Below are 17,171 nucleotides of genomic sequence, written 5' to 3'. Positions count from 1 at the left end.
CGCTATCGCAAAAAACAATATTGGTGTCTTGATGGTGAATTAATGGTTAACGTAATGTTAATTTCTGCCTTTAGGATAGAAAAAAACTAGTCATAGGTAAGATGAGAATGCGTTATCAGCACCTTGATCTAAATTTACTGGTGGCGCTGGACGTGCTGCTGGATGAGCAGAATATCACCCGCGCCGCGGGGCGCCTGCATATGACCCAGTCAGCGACCAGCGGCGTACTCAACCGTTTACGCACCTATTTTGAGGACGACCTCCTGACCCAGGTCGGACGAAAAATGCAGCCGACACCACTGGCTCGCGAGCTGCATCCCTCTATTCAGGAGGTGCTACTCAAAATACAAACGTCAATTGCCAGACGCCCCATTGACGAGCCTGCGACCAGTAAACGTCATTTTCGTATTATGGCTTCTGACTACGTGATCAACGTCATGCTAAAAAACGTACTGCAGGTCGTGCATCAGCAGGCGCCCAATATTACCTTCGCTTTTTTGGCACCGGATCATCAGTCCACCGGCATGCTCAATCGGGGAGAACTGGACATGATGGTGGCTCCGGAGCGTTTTATGCCGGCGGAACAGCCTGCTGAGCTGTTGTTTGAGGAGCAGTTTGTCTGCGTCGCGTGGGAAGAAAACCCCGAAATTGGCCATACATTGACGCTGGATACATGGCGACGGTTGGGTCATATCGCCGTCGAATTTGGCCGTGAACGTCAACCGGGTCTTGAGGAGGCACTGTTCGCTGAAGCCGGGTTGACGCGCAGGCTGGAAGTGGTCGCTAACAGCTATCATTCGCTACCACTTCTGCTGATTGGTACCTCCCGCATTGCGACGATGCATCGACGGCTGGCGGCGCAATATGCGCGCTATCTGCCGCTGCGCATTTTCCCGGTGCCGGTAGAACTGCCGGTAATGCGCGAATTTATCTGCTGGCATCGTAGCCTCGATCGTGACCCTATCTTTAACTGGCTAAAAGACAAAATCATTTCCGGGGATATCTGATATCCCCGTGAAGTATTGCCAGAGCTGATAGCTGGCATCCTGACATGCGATTAGTCGCGTCCCGGCACTCTGTGTGAGAGTGCCGGGGTGACAGAAATACTGTCCCCTGCGATTGAACGTTGAAGGATACCGTTATGTTTCGTTATTTCCCCCATAATTATGTCTGGAACCTGTCGGTGGATCTCTCCATCGAAATGGGCGCGCGTATTGGCGAAATTGAAGAGATGTGTGCGCCGCTGATGGCGGCCTCTGAGCATCCGGATGCCGAAGGTACTCGCGCTTTTCGGGAAAACTGGTCAGCGATGGCCGACAAACTCTGCGCCCTCGCGCAGGAAGACGAGCAGCGCGAACGGCTTTTCTCCGCCGGTGAAAAGTACCTGCGCGCCGCCAACTACTATCTGACCTGCGAACGTTTACAGGCCCACGGCGCCGCCGGACGCGATGCGCTGTATCGCCGTTTTCGCGAAGTGTTCGATCTCGGCTGCCGCTATACCCAGGCGAACTGCCAGCGCGTTGAAATCCCTTATGAAGGCACCACCTTATCGGCCCTGTATGTTCGCGCCGAGGGCAACGCCGTGCGCGCCCCGCTGCTGGTGCAGGTTAACGGCCTCGACTCCACTAAAGAGATGAAATATTTGGTCGGCCTACCGCAATGGCTGGCGAAACGCGGCGTGTCATCGCTGGTGGTCGATCAGCCAGGCACCGGCGAAGCGCTGCGTCTGCATAATCTGAAGGCGCGCTTTGACAGTGAACACTGGGCCTCGCGCATCGTGGACTGGCTGGAACAGCAGCCGGACGTCGATCCGAGGCGAATCGGTATGGAAGGCGTCTCGCTTGGCGGCTACTACTGCCCGCGCGCGGTGGCGTTCGAACCGCGATTTGCCTGCGGCGTGGTGTGGGGCGCGAATCATGACTGGCGCAACGTGCAGCAGCGTCGCCGCGAAAAAGAGGGCAGTTTCCCGGTGCCGCATTACTGGGAACACGTGCGCTGGGTGTGGGGGGGCGAAGATATTGAAGCCTTTATGCGCATTGCCGAAAACGTCCATCTTGACGGCATCCTTGACCGTATCCGCGTACCGTTCCTCGTCACACACGGTGAACAGGATTCGCAGATTCCGCTCAAGTGGGCACAGCGTACCTACGAGCAACTGGTGAACAGCCCGCAGCGCGAGCTGAAAATCTTCACCGCACGCGAAGGCGGTGTTCAACACTCCAGCTTCGATAACTCCATCAATGCCGGTCATTACATCGCTGACTGGGTCGCGCAAACGCTCGGTGGCCGCGTGGCATAACCTGTCTTACCAGGGAGAACACTTATGAATATTCTGGGTCCGGATTATCTGGTTTTTGGCGTCGATGATATGGCGGGCTGTCGGCAGTTTCTGACCGACTATGGCCTGCAAGAGAGCGAAGACGGGTACTTTCAGGCGTTGGACGGCACCGGCGTTTTGCTGCGCGAGCGTGACGATCCGTCTCTGCCCGCGCCGCTCGCCAGCGGCAGCCAGCTGCGCGAAACCGTCTACGGTGTTGCCGATGAAGCGACGCTGACGGCCATCGCCGCGGAACTGCACAAAGACCGCGAAGTGCGTTTCGATGATAACGGCGTGCTGCATAGCCGTGACGACATGGGCTTTGCGCTGGGTTTTCGCGTCTCGCAGCGTCGGACGCTGGTGCTGAGCGCCGAAAAAATTAACGCCCCCGGCGATGAAGAGACGCGCCCGGTGAACCATACCGGTGCCAGTGCCTCCATGCCTACCGAGCCGCGTTCGCTGTCCCATGTGGTCTATTTTGTCCCCGACTCGGCGCGGGCCGAGGCGTTCTATCAGCGCCTTGGTTTTGTCTGCACCGACCGCTTCACCCACGTAGGCCCATTCCTGCGCCCGGGCGGTACGCTCGATCACCACACGCTGTTCCTCATCCAGGCGCCGCCGTTTATGACCGGCATTGAACACTTCACCTTCCATATGGGCGGGCCGACTGAACTGATGATGGCGGGCAGCCGGTTTGTTGAAAAAGGCTATCAGTCCTTCTGGGGGCCGGGCCGTCATCAGCTGGGCTCCAACTGGTTCTGGTACTTCAACAGCCCGCTCGGTTGCCATATTGAATATGACGCCGATATGGACCGCCATGATGATAGCTGGCAGCCGCGGGAGGCGCTTCCCGGCGCGGACAACTCGCAGTATTTCCTGTTTAACCTGCGTGAAAAATGGGCTCCCGGCCCGGATAACGCCAAATAATCATGCGCACCCTGCAACCGTTATGTCATGTCGACAGCCTGGGCGAGGGCGAAGCGCTGGGGTTTGATCCGCAGCAGTGCGGGCAAACCACGGTGTTTGCTATCCGCTATCGCGGCCAGATTTACCTGTGGCGCAACCGCTGCCCGCATCTGGACACGCCGCTGAACTGGCGGCGAAACGCCTTTTTTAACGGCAGCGGCGACAAACTGGCGTGCTTCGCCCACGGTGCGCTGTTTGAACCGGACAGCGGCCTGTGCATTCAGGGGGCCTGTCTTGGGCAGCGGCTCACCCCGCTGGCATGGGCGATAACGGACGAGGGGTGGCTCACACTCACGGAGTACGATGATGAAACTGGCAACACGAGATAACGGCGAACGCGACGGCGAGCTGATGGTGGTGTCTCGCGATCTCCAGCGGATGGTTAGCGCCGCCGGGATCGCCGCCACTCTACAGGAGGCGATAGAGCGCTGGACGCTGGTCGAGCCCGCGCTGCAGGAGCGTTACCTGGCGCTGAACCACGATGATATCGCCGGGGCACAACCGTTTAACGCCCGACAACTGCTGGCACCGCTGCCGCGTGCCTGGCAGTGGCTGGACGGCTCCGCGTTTCTCAGTCACGGCGAGCGGATGCAGCAGGCGTTTAATCTGCCGCCAATTGAGGGCGTGGAGCAAACGCCGCTGATGTATCAGGGCAGCGGCGATGATTTTCTCGCTGCCCATGCGGATATTCCCTGCGGCAACGTTGAGTGGGGGCTGGACTTTGAAGGGGAATACGCGGTGCTGGTCGATGAGGTTCCGGCGGGCTGCGATGCCCGTCAGGCGTTGTCGCACGTGCGTTTAGTGCTGCAAGTCAACGATATCAGTCTGCGCGCGCTGGCACCACGCGAGATGAAAACCGGCTTTGGGTTTATTCATGCCAAACCGTCCAGCGCCTTTGCCCCGGTGGCGGTCACTCCGGATGAAGCCGGTGACGCCTGGCGCGACGGGCGGCTGGCGCTACCGCTTAGCGTGCGACGTAACGGCGAACCGTTCGGTCATCAGTCCGGCGGCGAAATGCATTTTCACTTTGGCGAGCTGATCGCTCACGCCGCGCTATCCCGTCGCCTGCGTGCCGGAACGCTGATTGGTTCCGGTACCATTTCCGGGCATGACGCCTCTAAAGGCGCCAGCTGCATTGCGGAAGTGCGCGCGCTGGAAACCATCGCCAGCGGCGCGCCGCAAACCGCCTTTTTGCAGCCGGGCGATGAAATCTTTATGGAGAGTCGCACCGCAGAGGGCGGCGAACTGTTCGGCGCGATTCAACAACGCGTGGTGATGTCGTCATAACCTAATCAGGAAAACCGCTTATGAATCTTTTACAAGGTAAACGGCTTATCGATTTGTCGGTGACGCTGGACAACAATCCGTGGACCGATCCGCCGCCGCTGCTGCCGCAAATTGAGTATATGGATCACCAGCAGGGTTGGCCCGAAATGGCGGCCATGTTTCCGGGGCTGGAAAAAGAGCAGATGCCGGGCCAGGAGGCCTGGGCCAGTGAACGGCTGACGATGACCCCGCACAACGGCACCCATATGGATGCGCCGTGGCACTACAGCTCCACCACCAACGGCGGGGAACCGGCGTTTGGGATTGATGAGCTGCCGCTGGAATGGTGCTTGCGACCGGGGGTTAAGCTCGATTTTCGCGATGCGCCGGACGGCGATATCCTTCAGCCGCAGGATCTTCAGCAAGCGCTGGCGCGTATTCACTATACGCTGTCGCCGCTGGATATCGTGCTGATTAACACCGCCGCCGGTGCGTGCTATGGCGAAAAAGAGTATTTACAGCGCGGCTGCGGCATTGGCCGCGACGCCACGCTGTGGCTGCTGGAGCAAGGCGTCAGAGTGGTGGGCACCGACGCCTGGAGCTGGGATGCGCCGTTCAGCTATACCCGCGATCGTTTTCGCGAAACCGGCGACGCCTCGCTTATCTGGGAAGGGCATAAAGCCGGGCGGGACATCGCTTACGGCCAGATGGAAAAGCTGACCAACCTGGAACAGCTGCCGGACAGCGGATTCTGGGTCAGCTGTTTCCCCTACAAAATCAAACGCGGATCGGCGGGCTTTACCCGCGCCGTGGCGATCGTGGAGGGGTAGCGATGAGAGGGCTTGATAAACGCGTGGCCAGTATTGAAGCCGCGCTTGAAGGGCTTCGTGATGGCATGACCGTGCTGGCGGGTGGGTTTGGGCTGTGCGGTATTGCGGAGAACCTGATCGCCGGTATCCGCGCCAGCGGCGTGCGCGATCTGACGGTGGTGTCCAATAACTGCGGCATCGATGGCTTCGGCCTTGGACTGCTGCTGGAAAACCGACAGATCCGCAAAATGATCGCCTCCTACGTCGGGGAAAACGCGCTGTTCGAACAGCAATTGTTGAGTGGCGAACTGGAGGTCGAACTGACGCCGCAGGGTACGCTCGCGGAGAAGCTGCGGGCCGGAGGAGCGGGGATCCCCGCCTTTTTTACCGCTACCGGTTACGGCACACCAGTCGCCGAGGGCAAAGAGACGCGGCGCTTTGGCGATCGTCACTACATTCTCGAATCGGCGATTCAGGGCGATATCGCCATCATTAAAGGCTGGAAGGCCGACTGGTACGGCAACATTGTTTACCGCCATACGGCGCAGAACTTCAATCCACTGATGGCGACCGCCGCGAAGATAACCATTGCCGAGGTGGAAGAGATCGTACCGCCGGGCATGCTGGACCCGGCGCAGATTCATACGCCGGGAATTTACGTGCATCGCCTGATCCAGGGCGTTTGTGAGAAGCGCATTGAGAAGCGCACCGTACAGAACGGAGGTCGCGATGCTAACGCGTGAACAGATGGCCCGTCGGGTCGCGCAGGAGCTGCGTGATGGCGATTACGTTAACTTAGGTATTGGCATCCCGACGCTGGTCGCCAACTACGTGCCGCCGGGAATTGATGTGATGTTGCAGTCGGAAAACGGCCTGCTCGGCATGGGCGGATTCCCCACCGAGGAGACCCTTGATGCCGATATGATCAACGCCGGCAAACAGACCGTCACCGCGCGGGAAGGAGCGGCGATTTTTAACTCCGCCGATTCGTTTGCCATGATTCGCGGCGGGCACGTCGATTTGACCGTGCTGGGGGCGTTCGAAGTGGACGCGCAGGGGAACATCGCCTCATGGATGATCCCCAACAAGCTGGTTAAGGGGATGGGCGGAGCGATGGATTTGGTCGCGGGGGCGCGCAATATCATTGTCACCATGACCCATGCGTCGAAAGAGGGCGAGTCGAAGCTGCTTAGCCACTGCACGCTGCCGCTGACCGGCGTCAACTGCATTCACCGCGTATTAACCGATCTGGCGTGGCTGGAAATTGCCCACGGTGAATTTATTCTCCGCGAACGCGCGCCGGGTGTCAGCGTTGAGGAAATTATCGCTAAAACCGCGGGACCGCTGCGTGTTCCGGATGTGGTTCCTGAGATGCGGGTGTGAAGACAGATGAAAAATGAAGCAGTAATCGTCGCGGCGTTACGAACGCCGACCGGTCGTTTTATGGGTGAAATGGCAACGCAAAGCGCGGTGCAACTTGGCGCCATAGTGGTAAAAGCGCTGCTGTCGCAAAGCAACGTATCGGCGGATACCGTCGATGAAGTCATTATGGGGCAGGTGCTCACCGCCGGATGCGGGCAGAACCCGGCCCGCCAGACGGCGCTGCATGCCGGGCTGCCAGTGACGATCAGCGCGATGACGGTCAATCTGGTTTGTGGATCGGGCCTGAAGGCGGTGCAACTGGCGGCGCAAAGCATAGAAAACGGTACGGCGGAAATCGTCATTGCCGGCGGACAGGAGTGCATGAGCCAGGCGCCTTATCTGCTGAGCGATGCGCGACAAGGACAGCGATTCGGCCACGGTAAGATTCTCGACAGCATACTGCACGATGGTTTGTGGGATGCGTTTAACGATTATGCCATGGGAAACACGGCGGAAAATCTGGCGCAAAAATACGCTATCAGCCGCGAAGCACAGGATCAGTTCGCGCTGCTGTCGCAACAGAAAGCGCATATCGCGCAGCAGCGCGGGCGGTTCCACGCGGAAATCGTGCCGGTCACTCTCGTCGGCAAAAAAGAGACACGGATCGTCAGCGAGGATCAACAGCCACGGCATGACGCCACGCTAGCTTCACTGGCTGCATTGCACCCGGCGTTTACTGCCGACGGCTCCGTCACTGCCGGTAACGCCTCATCGCTGAACGACGGCGCGGCGGCAGTACTGGTGATGAGCCGGGAACGCGCCGCTGCGCTGGGATTGCCGGTGATGGCGACTATTGTCGCCAGCGCTACGGCGGGTGTAGAACCTGCGTTGATGGGCATTGGTCCGGTGGCGGCGTCGCAGCGATGTCTGCAACTGGCGGGCTGGGGTGTTGAGTCTCTCGATCTGATTGAAGCCAATGAGGCGTTTGCAGCGCAGGCGCTGGCCGTTAATCAGGAGATGGGCTGGCCTGCCGAGCGGGTGAACGTTAACGGCGGGGCGATCGCGCTTGGGCACGCTATTGGGGCGTCCGGCTGCCGTATTCTGGTGACGCTAGTGCATGAAATGCAGCGCCGTGATGCCGTTCGCGGGTTAGCCACGCTGTGCGTTGGCGGCGGGCAGGGCGTGGCGCTGGCGGTGTCGCGGGAACAGGCGGAGTAGGGATTCTCCGCCATTGTCGCGATTAAAACGCAATAAACGTATTTAACCAAAGCTGCGACACATCCATCGTGTTTCTACTATACAGCGCCCGCTTCCACGAGAAGTAGGCGCCGTATTGCGGCGTTCCCCATCCCAGCTGCGGCCCCAGCGTCACCTCGTTAATCCGGTTACCAATATTGTCTCCGTGCTGCTTATCGTCGGTGATCTGGCTGTGCCAGAATCCGCTCAGGCCAATAAAATAATTTTGCGCGAAATAGTAGTTAGCCGAGTATTCGATATTGGTTTCAACCCCCGATTGATAATCGGTATCCGGGTTACGCGTGTTGTACACCACTTTGGCCAGGCCGCTGATATCCACATCCCGACGGGGATACCACGTCCACGCCCAGGAGGTCTGGATCCCCCAATAGTTTCGCCCGACGTTGGCCAGGCGATTTTTGTCATAATCGCCGGTGGGCGCAGTCACCAACAGAGTGAAAATGTCGTTATAGGCACCCAGATGGCGGCCCAGAGAAGGGCCGACGGTGATATCGCCCAGGCCCGAGGCGGTGGATTGATCCATATAGTGCATATCCAACTTGCTGCGGGTGTACACCACGTTGGCTTCAAAACCCAGATCGCCGACATCTAACCAGTCCGGATTGCTGACGTGCAGAAAACGAAAGGCGTGGGCTTCGGTTTTCATCGTCATGCCCAGACCATTGTCTTTGCCGCGATTATCCCGCGCGCTGAAACCTTCAACGAAGGCGTTGTAGTTATAAAGATAATTACCGGCGGGCATCAGTAAGCCAGGCAGCATAGACTGTACGCCGACGGGAACGACCGTACCGCCATTTTCCGTGGCCTGCGTTGGTAAAGAGGTACAGACCGCAAGTGCGGCCGCCAGCGCGGTGTATGCACGACAACATCTCATTATTATTCTCCTGCAGGTGTTGATATGTGCATCAACTGTAATACCGCTGCGACAGAGGATTTATCGTGCTAAACGATGGTCGCTATCAGCGGTGAAGATAGCTACGGCAGGGCAGCAGATGAATCATTCACCAAAAGAAAAATCTCAATGCAAAATATCACTAAGGCGAGTTAAGGCCGTTTAAAATGCGGTTAATGAGTTTCTATGGGCGGGCTTTGCTGTGAGCGGGGTGGCATTTTGCCTTTAACCTTTCCTGCGTTCTGCGGGGTGAACCCGTCTTAAGATGTATTAAATCCGCACAAATGTTATTGGTTATTTTTCATGATGTTAATGCAATGTTTATTTATTGTTTTAGTTGTGAGCGTTATCGCAGATTCTCTGTTCACACTCGGGTAGCTTTAGCAAAATGCACGGTTGCGGTTAGGGAAGATGCGCTGAACGGCTAAAGGTGACATATCGCCTTTTTTTAAACATTAAAACTAGAACTGGAATTCATATTCGCAATTTAACCGATAATGAGAAGCGCAAGAGGTGAGAGTTATGCAAAGGGTAAACGCTACGCCGCGGCCAGCGGGAGCTTTAGAAGCGATGTTACTGATGCTCGCGGCGGTGTTGCCGGTGATGGGGACGCTCACTATGATCCCGGTCATGCCGCTTCTGTTTTCGCATTTTGCGGGACATCCTCATGCCCAACTGTTGGTTCCCATGATTATCACCGTCCCTTCTATCAGCATGGCCCTTGTTGCGCCACTGGCGGGGGTAATTGGCGACCGGATGAGCCGCAGAAGATTACTGATTGCGGCGACCGGCGTTTATGCGCTGTTTGGCTTGTTGCCCATCGCGCTGGAGAGCCTGACGACTATCCTGCTGGCCAGAATGATCATGGGGATTGCCGACGCGTTTATCCTCACCACCGCTAACGCGCTGATCGGTGATTACTTTAGCGGCGCAGCGCGTAGCCGCTGGCTGGCGGTGCAAAGCGGGGCGGGTTCGGTGATGGCGACGCTGATCATTCTGACCTCTGGCTTTTTAGGCGTTTTTGGCTGGACCGGGCCGGTCTTTTTATATGCGCTGGCCATTCCTGTTTTTGCCGGACTGTTGTTGTTTACTCGCGAACCGCTGACGCGTTCGACGGGCTGCTCAACTGAAGAACAGCGAGCGCAGCCGTTCCCTCGAGGGCAGATGCTATTTATTTGCGCCATCACTCTGGTGAGCGGGACGATCTATTTCCTTGAGCCGCTGCAAATTAGCCAGGTATTTAACCAGTTGGGCATGCACAGCAGTAGTCATATTGGTATGGCCACTGCCGTTGCCGGTATTGGTGTGCCGTTGGGGGCCTGGATATACGGACGCATGGCAAAACAGCATATTGAAAAGCAGTTTCTGACCTTTTATAGCGTATTTGGCACGGGATTATTGTGTATTGCGCTGGCGGGAAATGCGATTACCGGAATTATGGCCGCATTTATTGCGCAGATTGGCAACGGTATGTTAATTCCGCTGATGCTCGGCTGGGTCATCAAAGTGCTGCCTGCTCAGCACCGGGCAAAAGGAATGGGACTGTGGCACACCTTCTTTTTCCTTGGGATGTTTTTAAGCCCGGTCAGTGTGACAGCGCTGAATAGCATCACTGGCAAGCTTCAGGATTCACTGCTGATATTTGCCGTGATGACGCTCGCTATTGCTATCACGATTACGCTGCTCTCTGCGCGAACGCGAGGGCGTGTCACCATCAATTAAGTTCCTGCGTTAATTTCACCATGATTATTCCCCGCTGTACCCACAGCGGGTAGGGAGCCTTATGCCTAAATAGTCCATAACCAGATGAATCATGTTCAGATGAATTAATCCCCGAAAAATGAATTGAACTTCAGTCGCATAACAATATGCACTGAGGCATGGACGCTATTTGCCTGCAAAAATAAAAACTGAGGATTTATTATGAGTCTGTGCTGTACCCTAAAAAAACAAAAGTTATTATTACCCATTTTACCGCTGGCCTTATTCTCTTCAACGTTGTTCGCCGAAGAGAATAAATACACCTGTGAGCAGTTGGATAAACTCAATACGCGCTCACAGCAGGTGGTTACCGCGCCTTCAATCTGCGAATCGTTAATAGGCGATGTGGGTGGTTTCCGTAGCACCCTCGCTGATTATGGCTGGGGCGTGCAGCTGAGCTGGAACCCAACCATTTTGTACGACCTGCGCGACCAGCAGCGTGACCCGCAGGAGTATAGCGGGCAAAACTTCACCTGGGCGCAAACTATGGCGTTCAATATCACCTACGATCTGTCGCGCATCGGCTTCAGTAAAGACGCGCAGTTTACCATTTCTCCTCAGTGGTCAACGTCAAACTATCAGGATGGCTATCCGCGCTTACACAATATTGCCACGCTTGCCATCAACCAACCGTTACTGGATGGCCAGATTGAACTGCAATACGGGTTCTATCCGTTAATACGCCAGTTCTATGGCATGATTCTCGGCGGCAACTCGTCCTCCGCCGCGCTTGGCCCGACCAGCGTGATTCCGGTGCAGGTGGGCATTAGCCTCAACGCGCCGACGCCGACCTTTACCTTTATCGTCCGCGATAGCGACAAAAAGCTCTACAACAACTTTGCCGTTAGCCGCAGTATGTCGCCAAAAGGGCATCTGGACGACGTGGAGCAAAACCCCTACGGCCTGAAATGGCATGTCGACGGCGCTAACCCGATACTGGTGAACGAATTTGGCTACAAACAGGAGGCCAGCGAACGGGATCGCTCGCTTTGGTTCCGCGCCGGGGGGATCTATAACACCTCGCACTATGATTACTTCGATAAACCCGGCGACAGCAGCGATAACTATGCGTTTTATATCGCCAACACCGTCCAGCTTACGCAGCCAAAGCAGGGGCTGCCGCTAGGGCTGTACCTGGACACCAAAGTCAACTATGCGCCGGACGATCGGAACGCCTATACCAGTGATTTCCAGGTTACGCTGTTTGATATCGGCCTGTTCCCGGGGCGCGAACAGGACATGACCTCGCTCGGCTATACGCGTTCGTTTATCAGCCATAAATTCCGCGATTCACTGGAGCCGGCGGGACTGGAAGCGCCGCAGAGCATTAATGCCATTTCGTTATCGCATGCGTTCCGTCTGGTGAAAGGCATCTACTGGATCAACGGTATTACCTGGCAGGATAATCCGACGCTGGTACCGAAACGCGAAGACGCGGTGCTTTACCAATCTTCGATGTACTGGAACTTCTAAGTTAAAAGGCCCGCTCATTAATGAATGAGCGGGCCTTTTTTACTGCTTATTTCGCTGTCCCCTCAGACGACCGTTACCTCTCCATTTTCTGCCACGTTCAGCGTGAACACCGCGTCAATCTGGTTACTGGCGCTACCCACTTCAACCGTCCAGCGTCCGCCATGCACTTGCCAGCACTGCGTGAGGGTGTTCCAGCGGCGAAACAGCATCGCCCCCAGCGGGATCTCGACATCGACTGACTGCATGGCGGGCACGATAACGGCGCTGAACTCCGCCAGCCGTGCCGCCGGTTCGTCCGCCGGGCGCAGGTAAATCTGAGTCACGGCTTTCCCATCACGATTCGCGGTGTTTTGCAGCGTCAGGGTCACGGCAACGGCATCTTCACCTACCGTCCTTAACTGCGTTTTGCCGGTACGGATAGCCGCGTAACCCAAGCCAAAGCCGAACGCCCATGCCGGCTGGCGCTCTCGAGCTGCGAAATGGCGATAGCCTGTCAGCCGACCTTCGCGGTAATAGAGATTACCCTCGCTATCAGGTTTAAGGTTGAGGACCGGGTAATCCTGCTCCTCGCGGGCAAAGGTCACCGGCAGACGTCCGCCGGGTTCGCGATCGCCCGCCAACACCGACGCCAGCGCCGGACCAAACTCCTGACCGGGATACCAGGCGACAATCACCGCTGCTGCCTGCTCCAGGCAACGGGTATCGACCGGGTGCGCGACATTCAGCACCACCACCGTGCGCGGGTTAACAGCGCAAACGGCCTTAATCAGCGCCACCTGATGCCCCGGAAGGGCGGTGGTATCGCGGTCGATACTCTCCAGCCCGGCGTCAGCCGTTTCCCCAATCACCATCACCACGCTGTCGGCGCATCTGGCGCACTCGACGGCCTGCGCCAGCAAATCGACCGTCTGCGGCGGCTGGCAACCAAACCAGATGCCGTGGGCGATGCTGCGGTTAAAGGTCATCGTGAAGGTCAGATGCAACGTTTCCCCTTCAGATAATGGGAAGTCGACCGTGCCGCTCGCCGCCTGCATCAGCTTACCCATAATGTCGCCGTCCAGCGCTTCACCGTTGAAGCGGCCGACCGTCTCACCGTTTAACGTCAGTCTGACCGCACCTGTACCGCCCAGCCAGAAGCGGTACAGCCCGCTGCGACTGGCGATAAATCGGGTTTTCACGGTGACGCTGGCCTCTTCATCCAGCGCCAGCAGATCGCCGACGCCCGGCATATCGCGAAACCAGATAAGCGATGAAGCATTCCGGCATTCGCGATAGCGCTCACCTCCGCTGGCAGTGGCGTAAACCACCTCCAGCCCCGGCTGGTGCTCATCACAGAATAGCGGCAGTGCCGTCAACGGTGGAATGCGGTAGTCACTGTCGACGCCCTGTACGTAATCAATAGTGACACCATCTTCAGCAAAACGTCGGCGCAGGGACGCTAATGGCGAGATAAGATCGGGCATTAGCGCCACGCGGGCAAAGGTGCCCCCCTGAAAGCAGGGGGTCAGGGCATTGGGGCCAATAACCGCCAGGCGTGACATACCGGAGAGCGGCAGGAGTTGGCCCTCGTTTTTCAGCATCACCAGCCCGGCGGCGGCGGCTTCTTCCAGCGTTTGGGTACGCTGACGCTGTGTCTCGGGTGCGGCGTCATAGAGGTAGGGCGAAGAGACACGCTCGACGAAACGCGCCAGCCGCTGGCTGGCATCATCGAGGCGAGGCTCATCGCTTGCCTCAAGCTGTTTCGCCAGCGGTTCGCCCATATGACGCGCCGGGCCAGGCATTTCCAGATCCAGCCCGGCGCGGAAGCTGGCGACGCCGTTTTGTGTGCCAAACCAGTCGGACATCACCAGCCCATCCCAGCCGAGTTCGCCCTTCAACCACTGGCCGATCGTCTGCTGTTGCTCGGCGCAATAGATACCGTTAACTCGGTTATAGGCGGTTAACATTCCCCATACGCCCCGGCTGGCGGCGCGTTCGAAAGGCCAGAAATAGACTTCGCGCAGCGTGGCTTCGTCGATGACCACGTTCATGGTGCGCCGGTCGGTCTCCGAGTCGTTGCAAACGAGATGCTTAACCACGCAGCCGACGCCAGTTGACTGTACGCCGTCAATCCACGCGGCCCCCAGCTCGGCGATATGGATGGGATCTTCGCCAAACAGTTCAAAAGCGCGCCCGGCCATCGGGCTGCGCATCAGGTTAAGATTAGGGGCCAGCAGCGCCTGCACCTGAGTGCGCAGCGCTTCTTCGCCAATGACTTTGCCTACACGACGCACCAGCGCGCGATCCCAGCTTGCGCCCAGCGCCAATCCACACGGGCTGAGCAGGGCGACATCGCGTTCATCGACGCGGCCGCCGGTAATGCCCATTGGCCCATCAGACAGGGTAATGGAACCGAGCGGCGTGTCGGGAATGGGGTGCGTGGACCACATTCCCATCCCCGCGGTCAGGCGCAGTTTCGCCAGATTTTCAGGCGAGATGTTGAATGCGGGCATGCGACGCTCTCCCTTTCTGAACCGGCGGGGCGAAAGCCAGCGTCTGCTGCGCCAGCGTTTCCAGCGACTGCTGGACGGCGCTTTCGGTACAGCGTCCGCTGGCGTCAAATAGCGATACTCCGGCGGTATTGAGCGTAACGCCCAGCGGCGTTGGCCAGCCGCGCAGCGCATGGGCAATATCACGCAGCGCACTCAGGGTGGTGTTGCACCCCTGCCAGCCGGCCGCGGTGACAATACAGCCTACCGCGCGGCCATCAAGATAGACGCGCTCGTCGCTGCGTAAATCTTCCAGCAGGTCGATGGCATTTTTTACCAGCCCGGATACGCCGCCGTGGTAACCGGGGGAAGCGAGCAGGATGCCATCGGCCTGGCGGACGGCTTCTACGAAGGCGATCTCCTCTGGCGTGCGGGTCTGGATTTCCGGATTAAACGGCGGCAAGGCCGCCAGTTCGCGTCCACCGAACAGTCGGGTTTCGGCGCCCAGCCGCTCGGCATGCGCCAACGCGGCGGCCAGCGCGCGCTCGGTGCTTGAACCGGAGCGCGTGGTGCCGCCTATACCGACAATCAACGGCTGACGGCGAGGTGAATGAAAGGACATAGTGATACCTCTAGCGGAAACGGGGCAGGATTTTTTCTGCGAACAGCGTCATTGACTGCTGGCTCAGGCGCAGGCGCTCTTCCGTCAGCGGGCCGTTGGTAAAGCCAAGCAGCACGTTGCCGATCCCTAACTGTTGATGGCGCTCAAGCTCTTCCGCCACGGTTTCCGGACTACCGTGCAGACACCAGGTTTTGATCCACTCTTCGCTGAAGCAGTCCGGATGGCGATGCAGCGATACGCCACTGAGATCTTCCGCGCGCTTGTTGTATTCGTACTCGCGGTCGATAGCTTCTTTATACCAACCCATAATTTGCAGCATCTCTTCCCGCGCCTGCTCATCAGTGGGGGCCACATGTACGCATTGCCAGGTGTGAGTGGTCCAGGAGAGGCAGTGGTCGATGACCGGCTGTGGATGGCCTGCGCCGATCAGGGCGTCACGATAGCGAGTGAAGTAATGGGTCAGTTGACCAAAAGGATCGTCGCTGGCGGGAATCGGCGGGGTAAACGCCGGAATAAACGCTGGCCAACCGTTATCTGCCGCGCGCTGCATACTGCTTTCACGCAGAGCAACCGGCATGATGCGGTTAAACGGCTTCTGCCACGCGGTGGGGACGATGCGTTGCACCACCGCGCCTTTGTAGTGTGAGGTCTCAAAAATAATCGGCTCATCTTCGATTTTTTTGTCCCACAGACGCTGTACCAGATCGAGATTTTCCTGCAGCAGATTAGAGGCATCTTTGTAATTGACGCCAAAGCCAATCATCTCTTCCGGTGTCGTCCCGCTGCCGATACCGACCAGCAGGCGGCCTTCGGAGAGCTGATCCAGCAGGTTAACGCGCTCGGCAAAGCGCACCGGGTGGTGCAGGGGAACGGTGGTGACAGACATGCCGAAGTGGATCTTTTTGAGCTGTCCGGCCAGCCAGGCGGCGAACATAAAGGGATCGCTCGACATCGGCGCATAACCGGTGAAGTGGTGGTCCGGCATAAAGACGGCATCAAAGCCGTACTCTTCTGCCTGCCGAGCGTGGTCGGCCAGCGAACGCATTACAAAACTGTCTTGTTCCGGCGCGGTTGAACGCCCCACGAGAAATACGGAAAAACGCATAGCAGCTCCTGTCATAGTGATGGTTTGTTGTTGGTTATTAAAATTAGAATTCGAATTCTAGTTAATTTGCGGGGAAATGAAATGACAGAGTTCACATATTCGCAACAATTAGCGATCGGGTGTGGCTGGGTAAATTTGCAGGGGGGCTGCTAAGTGCAATACACTGCTGGGGTTTCTTTGAATCTGAGGTATGAACGTCAATGACCGATCTTCCCGATATGCGTAAGCCAAAACAGGACCGAAGCCGTGTTGCGCTTGAGCGTCTGATGAGCGCCAGCCGTGAGATTCTGCATGAAGGTACGTTTGAGATGCTGACCATCGCTGAAATCAGCAAGCGTTCAGGGGTTTCCGTCGGTTCTATCTATGCGCGCTTTAGCGGCAAAGAGGAGCTGTTCGTCGCGGTGATGATTGAGGTTATGCAGGGGCTGGATGCCGAGTGGTTGCAGTTGACAACCGATCTGCGTGAGCGCCATTTACCTTTGCAGCAGCGAGTCCCCGCGCTGATAGAGATGCAGGCAGAATATCTGCGTCGACATGCCGGCATGCTGCGTCCCTTTATGGCGCGGGCTGATGACGAACGGATCGCGAATATCGGTAAAGCCTCATTCGTGAAAAACGAGAGCACCTTTACCGAACTGTTGCTGGATTCTGAAACCGAGATTCGCCATCCCGATGCGGAAAAAGCGGTTAAATTTTGTTTTACGCTCTCTTATGCCGCGCTGGCGCGTTTCCTGGGCTTAGGCTCGGCAAGCGACGCCGCCGGAGAAGGGGACTGGGGTCAGTTAAAACAGGAGCTTGGTGTCATGTGCTTAAGCTATTTGATGTCACCGGTGCTGGTCGCTCAGCAATAGCCTTTGGCCATTACTGAGCGCG

Annotated in this window: 16 protein-coding genes; 12 read left to right on the top strand and 4 right to left on the bottom strand. The window is 57.5% G+C overall.

The window, feature by feature from the left end:
* Window positions 1-107 precede the first annotated feature (107 nt).
* The 9 genes from NNN71_RS04405 (at window position 108) to NNN71_RS04365 (ending at window position 7,938) form a co-directional block, all read left to right on the top strand.
* Entirely contained in the window at window positions 108-1,007 is a 900-nt protein-coding gene (locus NNN71_RS04405) for a LysR family transcriptional regulator (RefSeq protein WP_271457961.1), read from the top strand.
* Window positions 1,008-1,141: 134 nt separating this feature from the next.
* Window positions 1,142-2,299 carry an alpha/beta hydrolase family protein gene (locus NNN71_RS04400; RefSeq protein WP_271457960.1) on the top strand — a complete coding sequence of 386 codons (1,158 nt, stop codon included), beginning with the start codon at window positions 1,142-1,144 and terminating at the stop codon, window positions 2,297-2,299.
* 24 nt (window positions 2,300-2,323) lie between these two features.
* Window positions 2,324-3,244 carry a VOC family protein gene (locus NNN71_RS04395; RefSeq protein WP_271457959.1) on the top strand — a complete coding sequence of 307 codons (921 nt, stop codon included), beginning with the start codon at window positions 2,324-2,326 and terminating at the stop codon, window positions 3,242-3,244.
* Window positions 3,245-3,246: 2 nt separating this feature from the next.
* Window positions 3,247-3,612, top strand: coding sequence for a Rieske (2Fe-2S) protein (locus NNN71_RS04390; RefSeq protein WP_271457958.1), 366 nt, complete (start codon window positions 3,247-3,249; stop codon window positions 3,610-3,612).
* A complete protein-coding gene (locus NNN71_RS04385; RefSeq protein WP_271457957.1) occupies window positions 3,587-4,570 on the top strand; it encodes a fumarylacetoacetate hydrolase family protein in 984 nt (327 codons plus the stop codon). Before NNN71_RS04390 ends, NNN71_RS04385 begins: the two co-directional genes overlap by 26 nt.
* A gap of 20 nt (window positions 4,571-4,590) precedes the next feature.
* A complete protein-coding gene (locus NNN71_RS04380) occupies window positions 4,591-5,379 on the top strand; it encodes a cyclase family protein (protein WP_271457956.1) in 789 nt (262 codons plus the stop codon).
* A 2-nt stretch (window positions 5,380-5,381) separates the two neighbouring features.
* A complete protein-coding gene (locus tag NNN71_RS04375) occupies window positions 5,382-6,101 on the top strand; it encodes a CoA transferase subunit A (protein ID WP_271457955.1) in 720 nt (239 codons plus the stop codon).
* Window positions 6,088-6,741 (top strand): CoA transferase subunit B, encoded by a 654-nt coding sequence (locus tag NNN71_RS04370; protein ID WP_271457954.1) that lies wholly within the window; start codon window positions 6,088-6,090, stop codon window positions 6,739-6,741. Before NNN71_RS04375 ends, NNN71_RS04370 begins: the two co-directional genes overlap by 14 nt.
* A gap of 6 nt (window positions 6,742-6,747) precedes the next feature.
* Window positions 6,748-7,938: an acetyl-CoA C-acetyltransferase gene (locus NNN71_RS04365; RefSeq protein WP_271457953.1), complete on the top strand. Its 1,191-nt coding sequence runs from the start codon at window positions 6,748-6,750 to the stop codon at window positions 7,936-7,938.
* A 22-nt stretch (window positions 7,939-7,960) separates the two neighbouring features.
* Here NNN71_RS04365 and NNN71_RS04360 read toward each other — a convergent pair whose 3' ends face one another.
* Window positions 7,961-8,851, bottom strand: coding sequence for a SphA family protein (locus NNN71_RS04360; protein WP_271457952.1), 891 nt, complete (start codon window positions 8,849-8,851; stop codon window positions 7,961-7,963).
* 540 nt (window positions 8,852-9,391) lie between these two features.
* Here NNN71_RS04360 and NNN71_RS04355 point away from each other — a divergent pair.
* Together NNN71_RS04355 and NNN71_RS04350 are read left to right on the top strand one after the other, a co-directional pair.
* On the top strand, window positions 9,392-10,591 hold the full coding sequence (locus tag NNN71_RS04355; RefSeq protein ID WP_271457951.1) for an MFS transporter: 1,200 nt from the start codon (window positions 9,392-9,394) through the stop codon (window positions 10,589-10,591).
* A gap of 201 nt (window positions 10,592-10,792) precedes the next feature.
* On the top strand, window positions 10,793-12,103 hold the full coding sequence (locus NNN71_RS04350; protein WP_271457950.1) for a carbohydrate porin: 1,311 nt from the start codon (window positions 10,793-10,795) through the stop codon (window positions 12,101-12,103).
* 62 nt (window positions 12,104-12,165) lie between these two features.
* Here NNN71_RS04350 and NNN71_RS04345 read toward each other — a convergent pair whose 3' ends face one another.
* Genes NNN71_RS04345 through NNN71_RS04335 form a run of 3 tightly spaced genes read right to left on the bottom strand, consistent with a single transcriptional unit; the run spans window position 12,166 to window position 16,298 of the window.
* Window positions 12,166-14,595, bottom strand: a complete 2,430-nt coding sequence (locus tag NNN71_RS04345; protein ID WP_271457949.1) for a beta-glucosidase — start codon at window positions 14,593-14,595, stop codon at window positions 12,166-12,168.
* Entirely contained in the window at window positions 14,570-15,193 is a 624-nt protein-coding gene (locus NNN71_RS04340; protein WP_271457948.1) for an NADPH-dependent FMN reductase, read from the bottom strand. Before NNN71_RS04340 ends, NNN71_RS04345 begins: the two co-directional genes overlap by 26 nt.
* Window positions 15,194-15,203: 10 nt before the next feature.
* Window positions 15,204-16,298 carry an LLM class flavin-dependent oxidoreductase gene (locus NNN71_RS04335; RefSeq protein ID WP_271457947.1) on the bottom strand — a complete coding sequence of 365 codons (1,095 nt, stop codon included), beginning with the start codon at window positions 16,296-16,298 and terminating at the stop codon, window positions 15,204-15,206.
* Between the two features lie 200 nt (window positions 16,299-16,498).
* On the opposite strand from NNN71_RS04335, the gene NNN71_RS04330 reads away from it, so the two are divergent.
* Window positions 16,499-17,149 carry a TetR/AcrR family transcriptional regulator gene (locus NNN71_RS04330; protein WP_271457946.1) on the top strand — a complete coding sequence of 217 codons (651 nt, stop codon included), beginning with the start codon at window positions 16,499-16,501 and terminating at the stop codon, window positions 17,147-17,149.
* The last annotated feature ends 22 nt before the right edge of the window (window positions 17,150-17,171 follow it).

Origin of the sequence: Kluyvera sp. Awk 3, assembly GCF_028069715.1 — a bacterium.
In the GTDB taxonomy this organism is placed as follows: Bacteria; Pseudomonadota; Gammaproteobacteria; order Enterobacterales; family Enterobacteriaceae; genus Kluyvera; species Kluyvera georgiana_A.
Note: the sequence above shows the minus strand (reverse complement) of the source record. Positions and strands in the feature narration are given on the sequence as shown.